General features: G+C 67.3%; 19 protein-coding genes and 5 pseudogenes. 14 read left to right on the top strand and 10 right to left on the bottom strand.

What is annotated here, in order from left to right:
- Positions 1-98: 98 nt before the first annotated feature.
- Positions 99-338: pseudogene (locus H293_RS0141175) on the top strand (SAM-dependent methyltransferase); the annotation flags it as partial.
- 124 nt (positions 339-462) lie between these two features.
- Here the strand turns inward: H293_RS0141175 and H293_RS0141170 are convergent.
- Positions 463-2,118 carry a glycoside hydrolase family 13 protein gene (locus H293_RS0141170; RefSeq protein ID WP_020123611.1) on the bottom strand — a complete coding sequence of 552 codons (1,656 nt, stop codon included), beginning with the start codon at positions 2,116-2,118 and terminating at the stop codon, positions 463-465.
- Between the two features lie 157 nt (positions 2,119-2,275).
- On the opposite strand from H293_RS0141170, the gene H293_RS0141165 reads away from it, so the two are divergent.
- On the top strand, positions 2,276-3,355 hold the full coding sequence (locus H293_RS0141165) for a LacI family DNA-binding transcriptional regulator (RefSeq protein WP_020123610.1): 1,080 nt from the start codon (positions 2,276-2,278) through the stop codon (positions 3,353-3,355).
- Here the strand turns inward: H293_RS0141165 and H293_RS55875 are convergent.
- Together H293_RS55875 and H293_RS0141160 are read right to left on the bottom strand one after the other, a co-directional pair.
- Entirely contained in the window at positions 3,275-3,877 is a 603-nt protein-coding gene (locus H293_RS55875) for an IS3 family transposase (protein ID WP_078612833.1), read from the bottom strand. The two genes, H293_RS0141165 and H293_RS55875, sit on opposite strands and share 81 nt — an antisense overlap.
- A gap of 402 nt (positions 3,878-4,279) precedes the next feature.
- The gene (locus H293_RS0141160; RefSeq protein WP_158694509.1) at positions 4,280-5,680 is read right to left on the bottom strand and encodes a cytochrome P450; all 1,401 of its coding nucleotides are present in this window, start codon (positions 5,678-5,680) and stop codon (positions 4,280-4,282) included.
- A 323-nt stretch (positions 5,681-6,003) separates the two neighbouring features.
- Between H293_RS0141160 and H293_RS0141155 the strand changes: the two genes are divergently transcribed.
- Positions 6,004-6,666: an HAD family hydrolase gene (locus H293_RS0141155; RefSeq protein ID WP_020123608.1), complete on the top strand. Its 663-nt coding sequence runs from the start codon at positions 6,004-6,006 to the stop codon at positions 6,664-6,666.
- On the opposite strand, the pseudogene H293_RS0141150 reads toward H293_RS0141155, so the two are convergent.
- A pseudogene (locus H293_RS0141150) lies at positions 6,650-7,036 on the bottom strand (transposase); the annotation flags it as partial. The gene H293_RS0141155 and the pseudogene H293_RS0141150 sit on opposite strands and share 17 nt — an antisense overlap.
- Positions 7,037-7,051: 15 nt before the next feature.
- On the opposite strand from H293_RS0141150, the pseudogene H293_RS61810 reads away from it, so the two are divergent.
- Positions 7,052-7,249 (top strand): annotated as a pseudogene (locus H293_RS61810) (serine hydrolase); the annotation flags it as partial.
- Positions 7,250-7,330: 81 nt separating this feature from the next.
- Here the strand turns inward: H293_RS61810 and H293_RS0141145 are convergent.
- Positions 7,331-7,714, bottom strand: a complete 384-nt coding sequence (locus H293_RS0141145) for a hypothetical protein (RefSeq protein ID WP_020123606.1) — start codon at positions 7,712-7,714, stop codon at positions 7,331-7,333.
- A gap of 651 nt (positions 7,715-8,365) precedes the next feature.
- Positions 8,366-8,497 (bottom strand): annotated as a pseudogene (locus H293_RS55870) (3'(2'),5'-bisphosphate nucleotidase CysQ); the annotation flags it as partial.
- An 80-nt stretch (positions 8,498-8,577) separates the two neighbouring features.
- Between H293_RS55870 and H293_RS53955 the strand changes: the two are divergent.
- Positions 8,578-9,132: a TetR/AcrR family transcriptional regulator gene (locus H293_RS53955; RefSeq protein WP_020123604.1), complete on the top strand. Its 555-nt coding sequence runs from the start codon at positions 8,578-8,580 to the stop codon at positions 9,130-9,132.
- 171 nt (positions 9,133-9,303) lie between these two features.
- On the opposite strand, the gene H293_RS0141130 is transcribed toward H293_RS53955, so the two are convergent.
- The gene (locus H293_RS0141130; RefSeq protein WP_020123603.1) at positions 9,304-10,272 is read right to left on the bottom strand and encodes an alpha/beta hydrolase; all 969 of its coding nucleotides are present in this window, start codon (positions 10,270-10,272) and stop codon (positions 9,304-9,306) included.
- A 554-nt stretch (positions 10,273-10,826) separates the two neighbouring features.
- On the opposite strand from H293_RS0141130, the gene H293_RS61805 reads away from it, so the two are divergent.
- Complete coding sequence (locus tag H293_RS61805) at positions 10,827-11,015, top strand: hypothetical protein (RefSeq protein WP_199790254.1); 189 nt, start codon at positions 10,827-10,829, stop codon at positions 11,013-11,015.
- A 112-nt stretch (positions 11,016-11,127) separates the two neighbouring features.
- Here the strand turns inward: H293_RS61805 and H293_RS0141120 are convergent, their stop codons facing one another.
- On the bottom strand, positions 11,128-14,145 hold the full coding sequence (locus H293_RS0141120; RefSeq protein WP_020123601.1) for an AfsR/SARP family transcriptional regulator: 3,018 nt from the start codon (positions 14,143-14,145) through the stop codon (positions 11,128-11,130).
- Between the two features lie 382 nt (positions 14,146-14,527).
- Here H293_RS0141120 and H293_RS55865 point away from each other — a divergent pair, with 382 nt between their 5' ends.
- The gene (locus H293_RS55865) at positions 14,528-14,971 is read left to right on the top strand and encodes a nuclear transport factor 2 family protein (protein WP_158694508.1); all 444 of its coding nucleotides are present in this window, start codon (positions 14,528-14,530) and stop codon (positions 14,969-14,971) included.
- A gap of 98 nt (positions 14,972-15,069) precedes the next feature.
- Here the strand turns inward: H293_RS55865 and H293_RS60695 are convergent, their stop codons facing one another.
- The gene (locus H293_RS60695) at positions 15,070-15,201 is read right to left on the bottom strand and encodes a hypothetical protein (RefSeq protein WP_020123599.1); all 132 of its coding nucleotides are present in this window, start codon (positions 15,199-15,201) and stop codon (positions 15,070-15,072) included.
- Positions 15,202-15,543: 342 nt separating this feature from the next.
- On the bottom strand, positions 15,544-15,855 hold the full coding sequence (locus H293_RS0141105) for a transposase (RefSeq protein WP_106968540.1): 312 nt from the start codon (positions 15,853-15,855) through the stop codon (positions 15,544-15,546).
- A 119-nt stretch (positions 15,856-15,974) separates the two neighbouring features.
- On the opposite strand from H293_RS0141105, the gene H293_RS0141100 reads away from it, so the two are divergent.
- The 7 genes and pseudogenes from H293_RS0141100 to H293_RS51070 all read left to right on the top strand — a co-directional run.
- Positions 15,975-17,462, top strand: coding sequence for a hypothetical protein (locus H293_RS0141100; protein WP_028808637.1), 1,488 nt, complete (start codon positions 15,975-15,977; stop codon positions 17,460-17,462).
- Between the two features lie 206 nt (positions 17,463-17,668).
- Positions 17,669-18,535 carry a Tn3 family transposase gene (locus H293_RS59405; RefSeq protein WP_078612829.1) on the top strand — a complete coding sequence of 289 codons (867 nt, stop codon included), beginning with the start codon at positions 17,669-17,671 and terminating at the stop codon, positions 18,533-18,535.
- Complete coding sequence (locus tag H293_RS59400; RefSeq protein WP_020123596.1) at positions 18,532-18,987, top strand: Tn3 family transposase; 456 nt, start codon at positions 18,532-18,534, stop codon at positions 18,985-18,987. The genes H293_RS59405 and H293_RS59400 overlap by 4 nt, the downstream gene beginning before the upstream one ends.
- Positions 18,988-19,217: 230 nt before the next feature.
- Positions 19,218-19,649: an Rrf2 family transcriptional regulator gene (locus H293_RS0141090; RefSeq protein ID WP_028808636.1), complete on the top strand. Its 432-nt coding sequence runs from the start codon at positions 19,218-19,220 to the stop codon at positions 19,647-19,649.
- A 93-nt stretch (positions 19,650-19,742) separates the two neighbouring features.
- A pseudogene (locus H293_RS59395) lies at positions 19,743-20,254 on the top strand (SDR family oxidoreductase).
- Positions 20,255-20,359: 105 nt separating this feature from the next.
- A complete protein-coding gene (locus H293_RS51075) occupies positions 20,360-21,112 on the top strand; it encodes an alcohol dehydrogenase catalytic domain-containing protein (RefSeq protein WP_020123594.1) in 753 nt (250 codons plus the stop codon).
- Between the two features lie 75 nt (positions 21,113-21,187).
- The coding region (locus tag H293_RS51070; RefSeq protein ID WP_020123593.1) for a helix-turn-helix domain-containing protein at positions 21,188-21,450 on the top strand (263 nt) is incomplete at its 3' end.

Genomic DNA, 21,450 nt, shown 5'->3' with positions numbered 1-21,450 from the left:
GCACTGTCCGGCTTCCTGGACCTGGTCCCCGACCCGTGTCCGTGGCCGCCGCTACCGGCAGTCCGCCCTGGTAGCCGCGGCCTCGGCGAGTGTCCAGCCTGACGTTGGGCTCGCGCTGCGTGATCGAGCGCTTCGGCGCGGACGCGGTGCCGGGATCGGCGGCGGCCATGTGGATCTCGGAGATGCCCGACGACCCGGTTGCCTGGCTGGCCGGGCACGGCTGGGAGGCCGACAGCCACACCCTGCGCGAGCGCGCTGCCGCCTACGGCCGCCCCATCAGCACCCCGCCGCAGCGCGAGGAGCGACCCGGCGGACTCATCTCGGCGGTAGGCCGGTAGAGCGCTTCCTCCCGGTTCCCCACCGAGGACGTAAGCACCTGACCGGTGTCAGTTCTCATCGACATTTTCCAGCCCTGTGATCATCTGATCCATTACTGTCAACAGCTCAGCGAACGGGCGGAAATCAGGCACGGATCCAGGCGGTCGCCTCGCCGAGGAGCTTGCCGTCCTCGACGTCGGCGCTCACGAGGAGCACCTCGCCTGCCGGCAGGGCGACCGGGGCCGATCCGAAGTTGGCCACGACGTGCCAGCCGCCGGGGCGCACGAAGTGCAGCACGCTGTCGTCGGACGCCTGCTCCCACACGAGAGTCTCCGCGCCCTGGAGTTCATGGCGCAGGGCAAGCGCGCGCCGGTAGAACGCCAGGGTCGAGGCCGGGTCCTTCTCCTCGACGCTCGCGGCGTAGTGGGCGAACCACTCTGGCTGGGGCAGGTGCGCGCCGGCCGGGCCGAAGCCGAACGAGGTGCCATCCGGCTCCCAAGGGAGCGGCACACGGCAGCCGTCGCGGCCGATCTGCTCGCCCTGGGTGCGGAAGAAAGTCGGGTCCTGGCGCTGCTCGGACGGGATCTGGCCCGCCTCCTGGAGGCCGAGTTCCTCGCCCTGGTACAGGTAGGCCGAGCCCGGGAGCGCGAGCATGAGCAGTGTCGCTGCCTTCGCCCGGCGCAGACCGCGCGGGATGTCCAGCGCCGCAGGGTCCCCGCCGTCGAGCAGCCACTGCGCTCCTGCTTTGGCAGCGTTGCCGGGCAGGGCATAACGGGTGGCGTGGCGGATGACGTCGTGGTTGGAGAACACCCACGTGGATGAGGTGCCGGACTCGGCGGCGAAGGCGAGGTTGTCCGCGATGATCTTGCGGAACTGGGCGGCGTCGAAGTCGGCCTGGAGGAGGTCGAAGTTGAACGCCTGCCCCAGACCCTCCGGGGAGGCGTAGCGGGCGCGGCGGTGCGCGGGCACCCAGGCCTCGGCGACGGCGGTGCGGGGCGGATTGTACTCGTTGAAGACCTTGCGCCAGTCCGCGAAGATCTCGTGGACCTCGTCGCGGTCGAAGAGGGGGTGCTGGCCGTCGTGGAATACCGAGGCCTCGCCGAACATGAGGGTACGGAGCGCGTCGTAGGCCGGGTCGAGGTTCTTCTTGAGCATGTGGGCCACGTCGACGCGGAACCCGGATACGCCGCGGTCGGCCCAGAAGCGCAAGGTCTTGAGGAAGTCCTCGTGGACCTCAGGGTTGTCCCAGTTCAGGTCCGGCTGCTCCTTGGCGAAGAAGTGGAAGTACCACTGCCCCGGCGCCCCGTCGGGTTCGGTGATTTGCTCCCACGCGCCGCCGCCGAAGATCGAGCCCCACGAGTTCGGCGGGAGCTCGCCGTTCTCGCCCTTCCCGTCGCGGAAGATGTATCGTTCGCGGGCCGCGGAGCCCTTGGGGGACGCGAGGGCCTCCTGGAACCACTCGTGGCGGTCGGAGGTGTGATTCGGGACGATGTCCACGATGATCTTGATGCCGGCCGCGTGGAGGGCCGCGGACATCTCATCGAAGTCCTCGAGGGTGCCGATGCGCGGATCGACGTTGCGGTAGTCGTCGACGTCGTAGCCGCCGTCCGCGAGCGCCGAGGGGTAGAACGGGCTCAGCCACACGGCATCGATCCCGAGCTCGACGAGGTACGGGATCTTGGCAGTGATGCCCTTGAGGTCCCCGATCCCGTCGCCGTTCGAATCGGCGAAGGACCGCGGGTAGATCTGGTAGACGGCGGCCTGGCGCCACCACGTGGCGTCGGAGGCGATGGTAGGCAAGACAGTGTCTCCTGAACGCGACGGGTTTCTGTACCGGTAAAGATATTTACGGCGGCAGGATTGTGCAAGATGGCTTCATGCTTGCCAGGGCGCCCGCGCGCGGCGGCTGGACAAGCTGCTTGAGCAAGCATGGTTGAGAGAGTCGAGCGGTCGGGAGGTGAGGGCCATCGCCAGAGTCACGCTGCAGTCCATCGCCGACCGGCTGGGGGTCAGCCGGATGACGGTGTCGAATGCGTTCTCCCGACCCGATCAACTCTCCGACGCCCTCCGCGGGCGCATCCTGGCCGAGGCGGAGTCACTGGGCTACCTCGGCCCCGACCCATCGGCGCGGTCGTTGGCCACTGGCGCCACCGGCGCGGTAGGGGTGCTGTGGGCCACGGAGCTGCGCCAAGCCCTCTCTGACGAGGTCTCGGCTCGGTTCCTCGGAGCGGTCGCCGATGAGCTCGCACCCAGCGGACTGGCCCTCACCCTCCTGCCAACGCGCGCCGAGGGCACGGTCGTGCTGGCTCGTGATGTCGCCATGGACGGCGCGATTGCATTCTCCTGTGACCCACGGCTGCCGGCGTTGGACTGGCTGCAACGGCGCAATCTGCCACTGGTGTACGTCGACATGACCGCCCCTCGCGGTCAGGTGTCGATCACCATCGACGACCGTGGCGGTGCCCGAGCGGCCGCCCAGCACCTTGTCGACCTGGGCCATCGGAAGGTAGCGCTGGTCACCCCGGGATTCGGGCCTGATGCCGGGCCGACGCCCGGCCCTCTGCCGGAGGCTGCCAGGCAGCTACGGGTGATCGCCGAACGTCACGCCGGGTGGATGGAAGCGTTGATGGCTGCCGGTGTCGAACCGACACTGGTCAACCAGCCCAAACACGTCGCGGACGCCGGCGAAGGCGCCCGCCTGTTGTTTGCTTCGTCCGATCGACCCACTGCCGCGCTCTGTCTGACCGACGTTATCGCGCAGGCGGTACTTGCTGCCGCAGCGGACGCTGGGCTGCGTGTGCCGGAGGATCTTGCCGTCGTCGGTTTCGACGACCATCCACTCGCTCTACGAACGCGACCCACGCTCACCACGGTCCGCCAAGACGTGGACGCGAAGGGCCGAGCCGCGGCCAGAGCGTTGCTGCGCCTGATCGCCGGCCGTGCAGATGCCTCCCTGTCACGTCCGCGCAACCGCTGCCTGCCCGTTCAACTGCAGGTGCGAGGAAGCACCCAGGCAGGCTTCAGCCGGACCGAGTGATAGGTGGTACATCCTGGGGAATTCCGCTGTCAACGGCCAATGGGTTCTCCCCGTAGGCGGCCAGGAGTTTGCCTCGCCGACGGCCATCGAGTGTCCCCGGTGCGCCAGATAATTCCCCGCTCGGGCCGGTCGAGTCAGTTGAAGGGCTTCAAAGGTTGAACCTGGCTGGCAGGGCACCAGGCCCAGTTCGCGCATGAGGCGGCGGAACAGCTCCACGCCTGCGGCGACGCCCCAGCGGCGCAGCTGGGCCTGGATGCGCCGGTGCCCATAGGGGCCGTCGGACATATCGAAGGCTTTCTCGATGAGCGATTTCAGTTCTTCGCGCCGCTGAGCTGTCGCGGATTCCGGGCGGAATCGCCAGTAGTCGTAGCCGGATCTGGAGACGCCAAGCCGGCCGCACATGAAACTCGACGCTGTATGCAGCGCACCTTCGGTGTGCGCCAGTGGCGTGGCAAATGCCTTGGCGCGCGCCGGACGTGCTTCTGTCTGCCCTGACGTGGGCTGTTGCGGGTTCGGGCTCATGGTGGGGTTCGATCCGGCCGAGACCGGCCGACCACGGGAACCGTGGAGTGTTGCCGCGAAGCACCTGCGTCAGAATTCCTGTTCACCCTGGTCCTCCCGGAACGGCATATGACGGGTCCGTCCGCCAGGGAGGGAGCAAGACCGTGGGCGTGCTGCACGAACACTGCGTGGGCCTCGGCATCAGCAAGAGGCATGCGTCCGCACCCCGAGTACGAAGCGGCGGGCGCCATCCACGACCGAGACCACAACGTGGGGACCGACAACGAATGCGGTCCTCGCCCCGCGGGATCACCTGCTCGCCACGAGGGCCACGCTGGTGGTGGTCGAGGCAACCTCGGACTACGGCATAGCGCAGGTCTGACCGCGCTCCTCGAAGGCGTCGGGGAATGTGATGGTGCGCGATCACTGGGCCGAGGCGGATGCAGGGTGCAGCCGCACGTTCAGATGGGTGGGGAGCACAGCCAGGGTCACTCGCTCGCCGACCGGTCCGGCGGATGTGTCGGGCTCCACGGTGAAACGGTGACATGTCATCGCGACGACCAGCGTGCTCTCCATGAGGGCCAGGTTACGGCCGGGGCAGAAGCGCGGACCGCCGCCGAACGGCATGAACGGTTGTTCCTGCGGAGACGTCCGAGCCCCCGAGGACAGCCAGCGCTCGGGCTCGAATCGCCCGGGGTCCGGGTACCTGAGCGGGTCACGGTCCGAGCCGTGGGTCAGCAGGACCACGATGACCGTGCCGCGCCCGATGTGCAGATCGGTCGTGCCGTCGCTGACCGTGGTGTCGGTGACGGCCTCCAGCAGTATGAACGGCGAGACCGGGTTCAGCCGGATCGTCTCGTTGACCACCGCCCCGGCGTAGGGCAGCCGGGCCAGGTCCGCCGGTTCGGCGGGGTAGCCATCGGAGCCCAGGACTGCCTCGGCCTCGGTCCGCACCCGCTGCTGCACCTCCGGGTGACCGGCGAGGTGGTGGATCGCCCAGGCGGTGGTCGCGGCGGCGGTGTCCTCACCGGCGATCATCATGTTGAGGATCGTGCCGATCACGTCCCCTTCCGTGATGTGCTCGTCGTTGTCGAGGCTCGCCATGGCCAGTGAGTCCAGATACGTGCGCGGCTTCTCCCCGGCGCCCATCCGGTGCCGGGAGTCGGCGTAAAGCTCCCGGATCAGCGCGCCGGCCTCGGCGACGACGGCGTCCACGCGGCGGTCGCCCGGCAGCCTCATCCAACGCCAGTAGGGAAAGGGACTGTTCATCCGCTTGGTCAGAGTGTCGAACACCAGGGGCAGTCGCTGGTGCAGCCCGTCCTCGTCGGCCCGCCTTACCGCATCCAGGTCGTGTCCCATCGTCAGGGCGACCGTCACGTCGAGGGTGTAGCGCATCAGATCCTCCAGCACGGGCACGCGTGCACCCGCCATGGCCTCCCACCGCTCCCTCAGCCGCCCGGTCGACCGGGCGATCGCGGAGTAGGAATCGCGCAGCTGACCCGAGTTCAGCCCGCGCGTCGCCATGCGGCGCAACCGCTGCCAGTCCGCGCCCTCGGAGTCGAAGAGTCCGGACGCCCCGAGCTCCGCGATCAGATCGGAGAGCGAGCGGGCGCGGCGGAACGTGTCCGGCCGCTCGCGCAGCACCGTATCGAGGATGGCCGGCGCCGAGGTGACGACCGCGTCCTTACGGCCCAGCCGTACCCGGAAGGTCGGCCCGTAGCGGTCTCGCCAGTCGCTCAGCGTCCGGTGCATGGTTCCGCCACGGGCCAGTGCCGGCAAGTGGCCCAGCAGGGGCAGACCCGGCGGCTCGGGGAGATCGGACACGGTCAGCCGTGAACGGATCCGACCGTCCTCGCCGTCCTCATCGTGCTGACGAGGGGTGGCAGAGGGGACATGCATCATGCCTCCAGCAAGGTTGACACCTGTTAACTCCCCTGGAGTAAACACTTCTTCGCCGCCTTTTGTCGAGTTCTGCCGAGTTCGTACAGCGACCCGCGACCGCCGCACCGTGGCGCTCCACCCGACGGTGCTCCGGGCCGGGGTCGGACGTCGCCCCCAAGTGCGATCACCGCTACGGCGTGTGTCGGAAGTAGGAGGGGCGCCCCTGACCGACCCTGCATTTCGCGAGGTAGTGGCATCCTTGGTCGGTGTTCTCATCCGATCACGCGGGCGCCGTGTTCTTCGATGTCGATGGCACGCTCGTCCCAGGTACGAGTTCGTCGGTCTTTCTGGCTGGCTTCCTTGGCCATCGGGACGAGTTGGCCAAGGCCGAGGATGCCTACGCCTCCGGCGCCGTGGACAATCGGCAGGTCTCCGAGCTGGACGCCGCCGGCTGGGCGGGAGTTCCCGAAGACCAGGTCTCTGGCTGGCTCGACGGGCTTCCCTTGGTCTCGGGCATCACGGAGACGGTGGCCTGGTGTTGGCAGAACGGGTTGGTGCCCGTACTGGCAACCCTCGCCTGGTCGCCAGTCGGCAGCTACCTGACTGACCGCTTCGGCTTCCACGCGTTCAGCGGACCACGGCTGGAGACCACCGACGGCCGGTTCACAGGCCGGGTCGCCCGTCACTTCGACGAGTACGACAAACGAGATTTCGCCCTCACGCAGGCGCGGGAGTTGGGGCTGGCTCCCCGCTCGTGCGGGGCAGTTGGAGACAGCCGCTCCGACCTGCCACTGTTCGCATCCATCGGGTTGAGCGTGGCGTTCAACGCATCGGCAGGAGCGCGCGAAACGGCGACCGTCACGGTGGACGACGACGACCTGCGGGGCGTGCTTCCCGTCTTGAGTCGCCTGGTCACAGCCACTCGTTGATGGCCGCGACCAGTACGGTCGCCTCGTAGCGAACCGCGAGCTTGTCGCACCTCGTGGCCACGGCCCGGTGCCTTTTGAGGCGGTTGATACCGCACTCGACCGCGTGCCGCTCACGGTAGTCGACCGCGTCGAACTTCGGCGGCCGGCCGCCACGGGAGCCGAGTTTCTTGCGGTTACGGGCCTGGTCAACCTTGTCCGGGATGGTGCAGAGGATGCCGCGTCGTCGCAGGTAGGCACGGTTCTTGCGAGAGGCGTACGCCTTGTCCGCGCGGACCCGCCGCGGCCGGGTGCGGGGCCTGCCCTGCCCCAGGCGAGGAACCCGGATGCGACCCAGGACGACCTCGAACTGCGGGGAGTCACCCCGCTGCCCCAAAATGGGCAAATCGTGTACACGGGAGGGTTTGACTGGGCCGAAGTTGCTACCGGCGGATATGGTTACATTGACGCCCCCCACAATACGCGGGTGACCAGCGCAAGCCTTTTCCACATAGCCAGCCTCTCTAAGCCGATCACTGCGATGACCATTGGAAAGCTATTCGCAGAGAACCGCATGACAGCGCAAGATGCGGTCTTCGGGAATGGTGGCCACCTTAAAGAGCTAGGCATTCCAGCAGATCTTCGTGCTGAAAAAATCACCGTCGGCATGGGCCGCGGGCCCGGCTCATCAGCCCAGGTAGAAGCCCTCGTCATCCTCGTTCGGCTGCAGCGGTGCAAACTGCCGCAGTTCACTGTCCCGGATCATCCACATGCGGAAGAACCCCTCCTCCTGATCCATGATCAGGAGCTGTACCAGGTTCGGCTCGCGCCACGGCATCTCGAACACGCGCTGCTTGAGGGCGTCGAGGTCGGCATGGTTCAAAGCACCCGCCCAGACCTGGCACTCGGGGTGCTTCCAGCCACCCCATTGGTTGGTCTCAGGACTGGTGAGCAGCTTCAAGAAGCCGACGCCGTGGACCTCCAGTTGAGCACGACGTGGGGCGTCCGTCCGCAACCACTCGCTCAACGCCTCCACATTTGCAGTGTCTGCCGCGTCGACCGAAATCATCATGTTCGCCACCCAGCTAATAGTGACCGTTTGTACAGCAGCACCAGTGCCCTGCCTGACTTTCCCCGTACGTCAACGTGCCTACCGGCTCTCCCAACGTCTGTACGTCTCATTCTGAAACGATCAGTAAGGTCCGGGACTGGTCGTGCCGTGACGCTGGTCGATGCCGGTGGGCACGGTGTCGTCCAGCCGTGATCCGAGGCGCAGCTCTGGACGCCCGCACAGCCATGGAGAAGACCTTCGTATCCGAGCGACTGCTGGCCGCCCGGACCAAACTGCGCGCTGATCCCGACCGTGCGGCGGATCGAGATGAGCGTGCGCGGACGCTCCGGTTGCGGTTCACGCTCACACGGACGGTCGACGGTGGTCAGACCGCGCCCCTTCGGCAGCGAGATTCGCGTAGTGCACGAAAGCGGCCGCTGGGGAAGCGACGCGCAAGTCGAAGTCCGCAACCGTAGTGTCGACGGCGCCGCGTACGAGCCAGGGTCGAACGCGTTGTTGACCAGGACGTCGACCCTGTCGCGCAGGGCGATGGGGTGATGTTCACGGTGTGGGCAGTCATGGCCCCCTCGGTGCGGATCAGCGGGAGCTCGAGATCGCGAAGGGGGCGCATCCGCTGGATCGGATCACGTGTCCCGCCGGTCAACGCGGGCTGACCGCGGTGAGCACCGGCTGGTTATCGCGCACGAGATTGACGGTCACCGCCCACTCCGGCAGGGCGTGCGGGTGGTTGGCGTTGCCTTCGGCCGGATCCACGACCCACCATTCGCCGGGTGGCCGGGCCCCATCCCTGGCCTGGTCGCGCGGGGCCCACCGTTCGGGCGGAGGGGATATCGTGCAGGAAACTCAGAGGAAAAGGATGGCGCGTGCAAGCTGGAGGACTGTACTCCGAACTCCTGGCCGCCGCCGTCGAACTCGCGTCGCCGCGCTTGGCCACGGCTGTTCCGTCGCTGCGTGCGGTGGCCCGGGCGTGTGGAGTGTCGGCCACCGCGGTGTACCGGTACTTCTCCTCGCAGAGTGAACTGAACCGGGCCCTGCTCATGCGTATCGACTCCGTCTTCATCGACGCGATGACTGCGTCCGACGATCCGGGACTACCGCCGCTGGAGCGGCTGCGCCGTTACGCCCATGCCTACGTCGACTGGGGAACGCGGCACCCCGGCCTGTACCAGCTGCGTTTCGAAAGTGCCGACCAGCTGGGCGCAGATTACGTCCGGACCGGGGCCGCCGACGAGTTGCTGGCGGGGATCGACGCGCTGCTGCGTGCCTGCGGGTCGGGTCCGGATGTCACCGCGGAGGACCTGTGGTGTGGCCTTCACGGCCTCGTCTCGCTCCGTGTCCACAAGCCCGGGCGCGTGTGGTCGGTTGGCCTGGAGGCGCAGATCGACAGGTTCTTCACGCTCTGGGGTCTGGACCGCTGAGCCCGGATCCGCCGGATCGATGCCTGTGGATAGTTCTTCCGGAAACGGAGAAGTGCCTTGTGGCCTACGGTGATGCGGTTTCTCTAGGACCACATCATGCACGATCGGCAAGGCACTGGTGTCCTGGGATTATCTCGGCGATGCCGCGTCCGAGCCCGGCCCTACGGGGGGTTACTCCCCGACGATCCCGCGCAGCCACCGCAGGCGGGCTGCGCGGGCCGCCTGGGAGAGGGCTGCCTGTGGGGCGAGACCGTCGAAGCCGTGGAAGCCGCCCGGCCAGACATGCAGTTCGGCCACCCCGCCGGCCTGCCAGATCCGGGAGGCGTAGGTGACTACCTCGTCGCGGAAGCTCTCCGCGGAGCCGACGTCGAGGAAGGCCGGGGGCAACCCGGACAGGTCCTCGGCACGGGCCGGTGCGGCGTACGCGGGCACGTCCGGGCCGCCGCGCTGCTCGCCGAGCAGTGCGGTCCAGCCGGTCTCGTTGGCCGTGCGGTCCCAATTGCCGATGCCAACCATCTGGCGCACGGACGGGGTGTTGTTGCGGTCGTCCAGCATCGGGCATATGAGGACCTGCGCGATCGGCTGCGGCCCCTTGCGGTCCCGAGTGAGCAGCGCCAGCGCGGCGGTCAGACCGCCGCCCGCGCTGGCTCCCGCGATGATGATCCGCCCCGGGTCGCCGCCGATCTCCTTGGCGTGTTCCGCGGTCCACACCAGACCGGCGTAGACGTCCTCGACCGGGGCCGGGTGCGGGTTCTCCGGTGCCAGCCGGTACTCCACCGACACCACGACCGCGTCCAGTTCCTTGGCCCACTCCAGGACCATGTCGACGCCGAACCGGTTGTTGCCGAGGACCATGCCGCCACCGTGGATGTGGTAGATGACGGGCCGCGGTGCGGCGGAGGCGACCGGGCGGCAGATCAGCAGCGAGATGTCGGGCGCGCCCACCGGCCCAGGCACGGACCGGTCCTCGATCTCGAAGGCCCCGCCTCCCGTCAGCACCTCGTCGGGCGGGAGCAGGGGTCCGAGGCCCGCACGTGCGTCGGCGAGGCCGTCGAGGGTGAGGCTCGGGCCGATCATCTCTTTCATCACTTCGAGGACGGCGGCGAGTTCGGGGTCGAACGGCGGCGGAACCGGGGACAATGGTTTCTCCTCACGCAGGGGGCGCGGCGATCCTTTCGATCATGGTCGCAGTACCGGCCCCCGACCCCGTAGCCGCCGTACGGCGGAAGTTGCCCGCCGTACGGCGGGTGGCTCCGTGCATTCCGCCCGTACCGCACGCGAGCTGCACTCTATGCCGAGTCATGACCGTCGGTTCACCCCCATGTTTCAGGAGCACCAGGGAACGTCTCGCTCACCGTCTGGCTGGTGACCGTGGCCGCGCTGTGCGCGCTCGTCGCCGTGGACTTCTTGCGGCAGCGCGTGCAAAGCGGTCCAACGCGCTGGGGCAAGGGCGCTGGGGTTCCCTGCATCAGCTGCACTCCGCGCGAAGCGGTCTGCTTGCCGCCTGTCTCCCGCCAGTTCACGCATCACGGCGACGCGTGCCATGGCGTGCCGGGCGCGCCGCGATGGAGGCGGCCCGGAATAAGGGCGGCGGCCAAAGGGCCAAGCAGAAGCCGCGGCCGGTCCGTCTACCTCCGGTACGGCAGGCACCCGCCTGAGCGCCGTGAGGCCCCGTCAGGAGGCGGCAGCTCAGCATGAGGTCCACGAGAACCTCGCCGGTGATGAGCGCGGCCCGGCCGAAGCCGCTGCGTATCCGCGTCCCGCGCACCGGCGTTGGACGGCCACGCTGCAGGCCCGACGAACGCGTGGCGGAGAAGACTTACAGCTCCCGCGGCTTCCGCGCCTACCTGCGCAAGCGCGGGACCACACGTGTCTCGCTGTGAACCGACGCGCGAACGCTTCCTGCCGTGCCGGGGAAGCCGCGTTCGGCCGCGGACGGGAACGTCGTGTCCGGCCAGGGTCCCATCTCGACACGGAACTCGGTTCTGCATGACGTCATCCATGACCGAGAGAGCGGGCAGTGGTCACGCTCTGCATCAGTCGCTCGACGCGCTCGCGCTCATGCACCACGCCGTGCATGTCGAACGCCTCCATCGCGTTCTCCAGCAGGGCACGTGCTCTCCGTGTCTCGCCGGCTCGCAGAGACAGCTCGGCGAGGCTGACTCGGACGGAGGCCGCGCCGACCTTGTCGAGTATGCTTTCACGGACTGCAAGAGCCCTTTCGAAGAGGGCCGTGGCCTCAGCCGGCCGCCCCAGTTCCACATGCACGCGCCCGAGATTGTGCAACAGATGCCCCTCACCAATCACGTCACCCTCGTCCACGACCATGCCTAGGACTTCGGCCAGAACCTCCCGTGCGTCATCGAGTTGCCCGCGATGCATGTGGAGTTGGCCGATTCGCTGCATCGCGCGGGCTTGACCGCCCACATATCCGAGGTCGCGCCAGGTCTGCAGTGCCTCGCGTAGTTCCGCTTCCACACGTCGGCCGTCGCCCTGCCGGAGCAGGACGACCGCCCGTGCTGTGAGAACAGCGGCGCGCGCCCAGGCGTCATCGATCGCTTCGAAGTCACGTTCGGCCTGTTGAAAGAGTCTCATCGCGGCTGTGTCGCGGCCGGTGAGTTGCTCCAAAGTGCCGAGATCCCTTCGACACAGGCCCAATCCTTTGCGGTGACCCAGCGTTTCGAAGATCTCCTGCGCAGACGTCAATGCCTTCCGCGCCTCGGGTAGTTGCCGACGATCGATGTACAGGGATCCGAGGGAGGCGAGCAGGGCTGCCTGACCCACATGGTTGTCTGCCCGGCGAACCGCGGTAAGAGCCTTGCAGTGCGTACGGGCCCAGTGGTCCAGATATCCACGTGCCTCGTAGAACGGAGCCAGATTGACGGCAAGTTCCCATGCGTATTCGTCTTCGTCCTCGGTGGCGAGGCTGTCCACGGCCAGGCCCAGGTTCTCCCGTTCGCTGTCCAACCACTCCATCGGTTGGGAGAGAATGACTTGGGTGTGGCTCTTCGGCGGGTCCCAGTGCGGAGCCGACCCGCTGAAGTAGTCATACCCGAAGGCGTGTCTCTGTGCTTGGGCGACCAGAGAGAGCCAGGCTCCGCCCACGCGCCGGATCGCAACACCCCGCTCCGCCTCGTCGGACTCCGCAACCATGCGTTCGCGGGCGAACAACCGAACGATGTCATGGAACCGGTAGCGGAGCTCTCCGGCTGCCCCGTGTCCGGCGACATCGATCATCTGAACGTCGGCCAGGGGTTCGATGATGTCGGATGGGAAGGGAGAGGAGTCATTCAGCAAAGCGCCGCCGACCCAGCTGGGAAAGGTGGACCCGTTGGTCAGGCTGAGGAGGCGCAGCAGCTTCCTGCTGTTGTCCGGCAGTCCGTTGTATGTGAGGGAGAGGCTGGCCCGCACGGTCATTTCACCATGGGCCAGTTCGTCGAGTCGGCGACGCTCGTCGGCGAGGCGCTGCACCATCGACGCCAGTGACCAGTGTGGACGGGCCGCCATGCGCGCTGCCACGATGCGCAGAGCAAGCGGAAGACCGTCGACTGCACGGGCCAGTGCATTGGCCGCTTCCGGTTCACCGTTCACACGGCCTGAGCCGATGACGTTGTTGAGGAGTTCCAGTGAATCCTGTTGGTTCAAGGTCTCCAGGGGCACACTGTAAGCGCCCGGCAGCGCGGTCAGCCGAGCCCGACTCGTGATGAGCGCACCGCACGACCGGCTCCCGGGGAGCAAGGGGAGAATCTGCTCCTCACTTGCGGCGTCATCCAGAACCACGAGGATGCGTCTAGCCGCCAACAGGCTGCGGTAGATCTCCGCCCGCTCCTCAAGCGAATCCGGGATGGCCGGTCCGGGCAGGCCTAGCGCGCGCAGAAAACGCCCCAAGACTTCCCGTGCGTTGACCGGATCTGCGCGGCCACCGCGAAGTTGACAGAAGAGTTGGCCGTCTGGGAAGTGGGCGTCGGCCAGTCGGTGCGCGACCCTGGTGGCGAAGGTGCTCTTTCCGATGCCGGGACGGCCGGTGATGACAACGACGCCAGTGGCTCGATCGGGCTGGGCGCTGGTCAAGACCTCTTCCGCCTCGGTCACCAGCCCTGCGTGACCGACGAAGTCTGCGGTGTCGATGGGGAGTTGCCGAGGGATGACGACGCTGCGCGGATGCTCGACACCATCTTCGGACGGTGGTGTGCCATCTGGTTCCGTGACAGGTCTGGCCTCACGTATAGGCACGGCCATGGTGATGGCGTCCGGCTCATGTCGCAGATCCGGGTCGTCTGTAATGATCGCCTGTTCGAGGCGGCGTAGATCCTGGCTAGGTTCGAGACCCAACTCCTCCTGGAACAACGCGCGGCCCCGTCGATACACATCCAGGGCCTCCGCCTGCCGTCCGGAACGGTACAGAGCAAGCATCAGCTGGCTGCGGAAACGTTCCCGCAGCGGGTTTTCCTCTACGAGGCGGCCCACTTCCGCGGTCAGCTGATGGTGCCGGCCGAGACTCAGTTCCAACTCGACGATCGTCTCGGTGGCCGCGAGCCGCTCCTCGTCTATCTGTTGGGCGACCCGGGCGAGTAGCTCGCTGGAGATGCCGTTCAGGCAGGGGCCGTTCCACAGAGCGACGGCCTTGCGCAGTTTCTCGGCCGCGTCGGCCGTCCTGCCACCACCGACGAAGGTCCGGGCTTCGGCGACGTCATCGCGGAAGACGTTCAGATCCAGGGCGGTGTTCCCGATCTGTAGCAAGTATCCCGCCGACCGGGTCACGATGGTGGCTTCAACATTGCCGGCGGCCAGTGCCTTTCGGACGCGTGACACACATATCTGCACCTGGGTACGGGCCGTCTCGGGTGGGTCCTCGGCCCATAACAGCCGAATCAGGTGATCGCTGCTCAGCAGCCTGCCGCTCTCCAGGAGCAGGGCCGCGAGAACAGCTTCCTGCCTGCCGGGGGTTATGGGCACGGAGTAATCACTGCTGAACACCTTCAGCTCGCCCAAAACCTGAAAGGTGAAACTCACCGCAGGCTTCCATGATTCGAGGTGCACCGGTTCATGATCCCTCCGACCCCACACATAGTGTGCCCCTTTGTCACCCTGATGAGTGTAGGTGCCAAGATCCACCCCCTGATCGCCGTGAGCAGTAGGTGAGCACCCGGCACCCTTGGCCGCGATCCGTGCTCACCCATCCGCCTCGGCGTGCAACTCGGCGTTTGCGCTCTGACCTCCGCATCTGTGCGGCCCGCACGTGGGCACCTGTGATCACGAACAGACCACAAGTTGGGCATCAGCTCGGCCGGAATGGCCTGGAGATAGGAGCGAGTTAGCGGGCCGGATGACGATGGTGCGCGGAGCCGATGGTGCGGCTTGCGCCGCCACGAATGGGCAGGGAGTCAGTCAGGCAATGAGGAAAATCGACAGAATCGGGAACCCTCCGGCAGGTTCAGCGGTAACTGCAGAAGGCGTCAAACATGTGATGCTTTACTATCATTATCTAGACATTGGGGATATCGATGGGTATGCGTCACTCTTAACGAAAGATGTGACCATCAACCGTCCCGGCGTAGCGTCGCACAGCGGGCGCAATGCCGCAGCGCAGGCTCAGGCTGCTCAGGCAGACCTTCTTTCACGGCACGAACTGGCCACCGTGGTGGCTGAGGACCGTACCGTGGTGGTAATCGGGCGGTTGGTACGGGCAGTGGCCGACGCACTGGAAGTGGCACCGCGTGACCTGGACTTCGCGGATGTGTTCACCCTCTCCGAGCATGGTCTGGTCCGCAGCTATCGCCGGTATTGCTACGTTCCGCCTGTGGGCAAGATGGCGGTCACAGGGGGGCAAGAGAGCTAAGAGCTCGTAACGCGATCTTGCTGGCGGGAAGCGGCTGGTCGCGGGTGCTGAGGGGGTTGGTGCTGCCGGTGCCAAGGTGGTTCACAGCCATGCCGGTGTCATGCCGGGATGAAGCTCGGCCACCAGGGTGGGACGTTGCCCGGGCAGAGCGGGGCGGGGTAGGAGTTGGGCATCCCGAGCCATGTGGCAAGGAACCAGATGAACCACAGGGTGAAGATGAGCCCTGCCATCAGGCCTGTCCTGCGATGGCGTCTTCCGAGGGTGCTGTGCAGAACCACCCCACGGAACGGCAGCGGCGACCCATATGAGAGGCGCAAGCAACAGCAAAGTCACGCCGTTGGATCCTGCGCTGCTGCCGACGTCACAAGCAGCCCATGCCCTCCCGATCGCAGCAATGGTCACCACTGCGGTCAGCCCACCGAAGAGGAAACCAACCCCAATTCCGCTGAACCACCGGCTCGGAGGACTCTACGGCTCCGCTCCCACGGTCATCTCCCCCGCCTAGCCCTGGATGCGGAGAGTACCAACGCTCTGAAGCAGCCCGCTGGTGGGCCCTCCTGCCCCGACACCGGTCAGCCGTTCATGGGTTTCCGAAGCCGCCTCCAGCAGATGAGACCGCAGGCCAATGGGACGAAGGCGTCGTGGAGTTGGGTTCGGTGTTCCGAGCGGACGGCGAGACGTTTGAGCTGGTGGAGTAGGGCGAAGGTCTGCTCGACGACGTAGCGGAGTTTGCCCGGGCCCTTGATATTCGGGGCGCCCTTGCGGGAGATCACCTGCAGGATCCGGCGCTTGCGCAACTCTTCACGGTGGCGTTTGGAGTCGTAACCCTTGTCCCCGAGCAGCGAGTTGGGGCGGCGGCGCCGGCCGGGACGCGTTGGCCGCAGTGGTGATGACTCTGAGCGGGGTGCCGCGTCCGTCGCAGGTCAAGTGGTGCTTGCTGCCCCGTCTTCCGCCTGTCGACCGGCGACGGACCAGTCTTCGGCTCCCCCTTTTTCGCACAAATGTGGCGAAGGCCCGGAAGATCGCCGAGGCAGTGATGCGGAACGAGGCGATGTCGAAGAACCGGCCGGCGGACCTGATCAACATCGCGTTGGAGAAGGTCGTCGAGGCCGGGCTGGAGCTGCCGGGCTCCACCACACTGGACGCGCTCGCGGCGAAGGTCCGCACCGAGGTGAACGCCTCGATCTGCGTGGGCACCTACGACCAGCTCAGCAAGGCGCACCGGGAGCGGCTGCTGGCCCTGCTCTCGGACAAGGACGCCTCCGTCACCACGAAGTACAACAAACTGAAGCAGTCGGCGAAGGCCCCGACGTGGTCGCACTTCCGCTCCCAGGCCGAGCACCTTGGGTGGGTGGACGAGCTGGGCGAGACCGGGGTGTGGCTGGACGGTGTCGCATCGGGGAAGATCACGGACTTCGCCCGTGAGGCGGACGCTGCGGACGCGCCGGGACTGCGGGACTACAAACTGATGAAGCGGCTCGCCCTGCTGGTGTGTCTCGTGCACAAGGCGCGGATGCGGGCCCGCGACGAGCTGACCACGATGTTCTACAAGCGGATCGCGTTGCAGGTCAAGCGGGCCAAGGCGGAGCTGGAGAGCATCCGGGAGCAGCAGCAGGCCATCGTAGAGGCGTTGATCGCGAATTACCGCACCGTGCTCCAGCACATCGACGCCGACGGCCCAGTCCAGGCCGCACGGGAGAAGGCGGCAGCGCTGACGGCCGAGATCCTGGCGGCGGTCGGGGAACTCGACCAGGACGCGGAGGCCGGCGCTGTGGCCGCGCGGCTCGGCAGCGGGCTCGCGCTCGCCCTGCACACGATGGCGAAGGCCCTTCGGGTGCAGGCCGGCGCCCTGGGAGTGCATGCGGCAGCGGTAGATGGTTTCGGCGTGTTCGAGGGGAGGTACGAGAGAGTCGAGAAGGTCGCCGCCCACCATGGCAACTACTGGGAGGTGCTGCTGTACGGGCACCTGCTCAAGGACCGCGCCACGATGTACGACCTGACCAGCCGCCTGGAACTGACGACCACCTCGGAGGACAGCCGGGTCCTGGACGCGCTCGCGCACGCCCGCCGGTACAAGACCTCCCGCGACTACATCCCGGAACGGCACGAGGACGGCCACCCGGTCGACATCTCGTTCGCCACGCTGAACTGGCAGAAAGCCGTCCGAGACAAGAACCGGCCCGGCGCGTTTGTCCGCAAGCACTTCGAGGCGATGGTCTTCGCCGCGCTCGCCGAGGAACTGCGCACAGGTGACGTCGCGATGACCGGGTCCGAGGAGTACGCCGACTTGGAAGTGAGCAGGTGCTTCCCTGGGAGGATGTCGTGGCGAAGCTGGACGATTACCTGGTGGAGGTCGGCCTCGCCGAGTCCGGCGACGATGCGCCGTACGACGCGGTGGCGTTCCGTCGGCAGCTGGAGGACAACTCACTGCGGCCGCCGCGAGTGCGGATGCCGGGTACCCGGACAACGAGGGCCTGGTCATCGACCCTGAGACAGGTATCCCCTCTCTCAAGGCCCACCGCGCCGAGGGGCAGCGCGCCTCGGCGAAGGTGTTGGAGCAGGAGATCAGGGCGAGGATGCCGGAGCGCTCCCTGCTCGGGATCATCTCCCGCACGGCGTACTGGGTGGAGTGGTGGCGCCGCTTCGGCCCCGCCTCCGGCAACGAGCCGAAGCTGAAGGACCCCCTTCGGCCGGTACGTGATCACCACGTTCGTCAAGGGCACCAACATGGGCCCCTACGAGGCCGCCCGCCACAGCCCCGGTGTCAGCGGGCACGAGCTGTCGCTGTCCGCGAACCGGCACTTGTCCATCCCGACGCTCGACGAGGCGATCGCCGACCTGGTCAATGTGTACGCCCGCCTGGATATCTCCAGGCGTGGGGCGACGGCTCCGCGGTCGCCGCGGACGGCACCCAGATGGACACCTACCTCAACAACCTGCTGTCCGAGACGTCCGTGCGGTACGGCTAGCCGGGCGGCATCGCCTACCACCACATCTCCGACACCTACATCGCTGTTCACGCACTTCATCCCGTGCGGGGTGTGGGAGGCCGTCTACATCATCGAGGGCCTGCTCAAGAACACCTTCGAGCTGAAACCGACCACCGTGCACGCGGATACGCAGGGCCAGAGCTTCCCTGTCTTCGCGCTCGCGCACCTGCTGGGCTTCGACCTGATGCCCAGGATCAGGAACCGGAAGGACCTGACCTTCTACCGGCCCACGAAGAGAGCCGAGTACGTGCACATCGACGCCTTGTTCGGGGAGCCGGGCCGCAACGTCATCGACTTCGACCTGATCGAGTCCCAGTTCCGGCACCTGATGCGGGTGGCCGTCTCCGTGCGCGAGGGCGCCATCTCCTCCACGCTGCTGCTGCGGCGCTTACGGGCGGGCTCACGCAAGAACGCGACATACACGGCCTTTCGCGAGGTCGGCCGCGTCGTCCGCACCGTCCAGCTGCTGCGCTACCTCTCGGACGCCCCGCTGCGCCGGCGGGTGACCGCCGCCACGAACAAGGCGTCCAGCTGCTGCGCTACCTCTCGGACGCCCCGCTGCGCCGGCGGGTGACCGCCGCCACGAACAAGGTCGAGGCGTTCAACGGCTTCTCCCAGTGGATCGGCTTCGGCAACGGCGGCGTCATCACCGACAACGACCCCGTCGAGCAGGAGAAGACCGTGAAGTTCAACGTTCTGCTCACGAACGCGGTGATCTTCCACAACGCCCTGGACATCGCCGAGATCGTGCGCAAGCTCCAGGAGGAGGGCTACGTCATCGGCCCCGAGGACCTCGCCCACATCCCGCCGTACTTGACCGAGCACATCCGCCGCTTCGGCGAGTACTCCACCCACGAACTCTGCATCCAGCCCAAGGCGTACGACCGCACCTGGACGTCGACTTCAGCCCGCTCCGAGGCAACGACCCAACCGCCCCGGACGGCTACGGCCAGGCGGCATGACCAGGAGAGTCGGACCTGGAGTCCTACTGGCTCAGAGACCAGGGGGCACCTGATCCGCCGGTAGGTTGGCGGGGCCCTAGCGCCGTTCGGCTTCTGTTTGGTGCTGGCCCTGGGTGCGTTCCAGGAGTCGATGGACGGTGGCCCGGCTGAGGAGAAGAACTCGGCGATGGTGTGCCCGCGGGTGGCGTGCTCCTTGACCAGGCCGGTCCAGCCAGCCCCGCAGGACTTGCCGCATAGGGTTGTAACAACTACAGTTACGACTAGAGCCGAGGGGTGAGGGAGGTGGAGTCCGACGTGAGCGCCAACAGCAGACTGACCATCGCGGCGCACGCCCTGACATGGATCGGGCTGCATCAGCGGCGTGGCCACGAGGTCGCCACCTCCGAGCAGATCGCGACGAGCGTCAACACCAACCCTGTGGTGATCCGCCGCCTGCTGGGCGAGCTACGCAAGGCCGGCCTGGCCGATTCACGGCGAGGTGCGGGGGCGGGCTGGATGCTCGCGCGGGACCTGGCGGCGATCACTCTGCTCGACGTCTACCAGGCGATCGAACCGGGACCGGCCTTCGCCCTACATCGCGCGACACCGGACCCCGAGTGCGTCGTGGGCCACGGCATCGGGCCGGCAATGACCGCCGTGTACGACGACGTGGAGGCCGCCCTGCGCAGGGAGCTGGCCAAGACCACGCTGGAGGACGTGCTGCGGGACGTCTTGAAAGCCGCCTGACCTCGGGCCGTCGACTTCCCCTGATCGAGGGGAGTCGCATCCCACACCCGCCGATGTAACAAGAATGGTTACACTAAGGAACAGCAGAGTCTCATGGGCCAACTGGACGACAAGACCGTCTTCGTCACCGGCCCCTCCAGCGGCAAAGGCATGGCGATCGCCCGCCGTTTCGCCGCCGAGGGCGCCACCGTCTACCGGACCGGGCGCCGCAAGGCCGCGCTGGACGCCGCCGTCGCGCAGGTCGGCGCCCGAGGCATCGCCATCCAGGGCGATGCCTCGGGCCTCGGCGACCTCGACCGGCTCTTCGCCGAGATCGCGAACCGCAGCGGCTGCCTGGACATCGTGGTGGCCAACGCCGGCGTCGGGGATTACGGCCCGCTCGGCGCGATCACCGAGGAAGAGTACGACCGCACTGCCTCGATCAATCTCAAGGGCACGGTCTTCACTGTCCAAAAGGCGCTGCCGTTGCTGACGGCCGGCGCCTCGGTGATGCCGCCGCCCATCCCGACGAGGTCGCCGCCACCGCCCTCTACCTGGCTGGCGACCAAAGCAGTTTCACCACCGGCGCGGAACAGCTCGTCGACGGCGGCGCCACACAGTTCTAGACGCCAAATCGGCGACGCGGGACGCATTCGACGCTCCAGGGCGTCTGAGCCGCGTACTTGCGACCGTCGTCAGGGCAATGGCTTCGACACAACAAGGAGTGAGTCATGAAGAGCGTGGTCCACTACCGGGCGGGCGATGCGGCAGCCGTCGCGCAGATCGAGGACCGGCCGGAGGCGCCGGCCCCTCGAGCCGGCGAAATCCAAGTGCGTGTCAGCATCTCCCCGGTCCACCGCGGCGATCTGGTCGCGACGGAGACCGGCCTGCCGGACGGATCCGCGGGGCGCAGGCTGGGCACCGAGGCGGCGGGCGTGGTGACTGCGGTGGGTCCATCGGTGCCGGCGCTCCGTGTCGGCGATCGGGTAGCGGTCTTTCCGGCCCCGGGCGCATGGTCCGAGCACATCACCGTGCCGGCCGAGGCCGCCGTAGCCGTCCCGGACTCCTTCAGCGACGAAACGGCGAGCGTCCTGCTCGTCAACACCATCACCTCTCGTGACGTGCTCCGTGCGGTCGATGAGCTGAGGGCCGCCGCGGCAGCGCCGAGCGATTCTCCACTCCTCGTGTCGGGGGCCGCGTCCGCGGTCGGCAAGCTCATCGTTCAGCAGGCCCGCGACCGTGGCTGGCCCGTTGTCGCCGTCGTCCGCAGTGACCGCTCTGCGTCAACGGTCCGCACAAACTGGCCGGACGTGCCCGTCGTGGTCTCCGGAGGCGGCGGCTGGCAGCGCGAGCTGGAGGGGGCGGTCCGCGGGAGGCCGGTGCCGGTCATCGCCGATGCGCACGGCGGTCCCTTCGTGCGGGAGATCCTGCCCTTTCTCGACGATGGCGGGACGCTGGTCGTCTGGGGCGATCTAGTGCTCTGACCGCATAGGTTCGCCGGGTTGGCGGTCATGACGGTTGGATGTGCGGTGACGTCCCAACCGACCGCTGGAGGCGCGGTGGCCGAGCCTGTCCGTGTGCGCAGACTGACCGACCAGGAGGGGCAGAAGCTGCAGCAGATCGTGCGCCGCGGTAGCACCAGCTCGGTGCGCTACCGGCGCGCGATGATGCTGCTGGCCTCGGCCGGCGGGAACCGGGTGCCGGTGATCGCACAGCTGGTGCAGGCCGACGAGGACACCGTGCGCGATGTGATCCACCGGTTCAACGCGATCGGCCTGGCCTGCCTGGACCCTCGGTGGGCGGGAGGCCGTCCCCGCCTGCT

The organism is Streptomyces canus 299MFChir4.1 (genome assembly GCF_000383615.1).
Taxonomy (GTDB): domain Bacteria; phylum Actinomycetota; class Actinomycetes; order Streptomycetales; family Streptomycetaceae; genus Streptomyces; species Streptomyces canus_C.
This window is presented reverse-complemented; position numbering and strand designations above follow the sequence as displayed.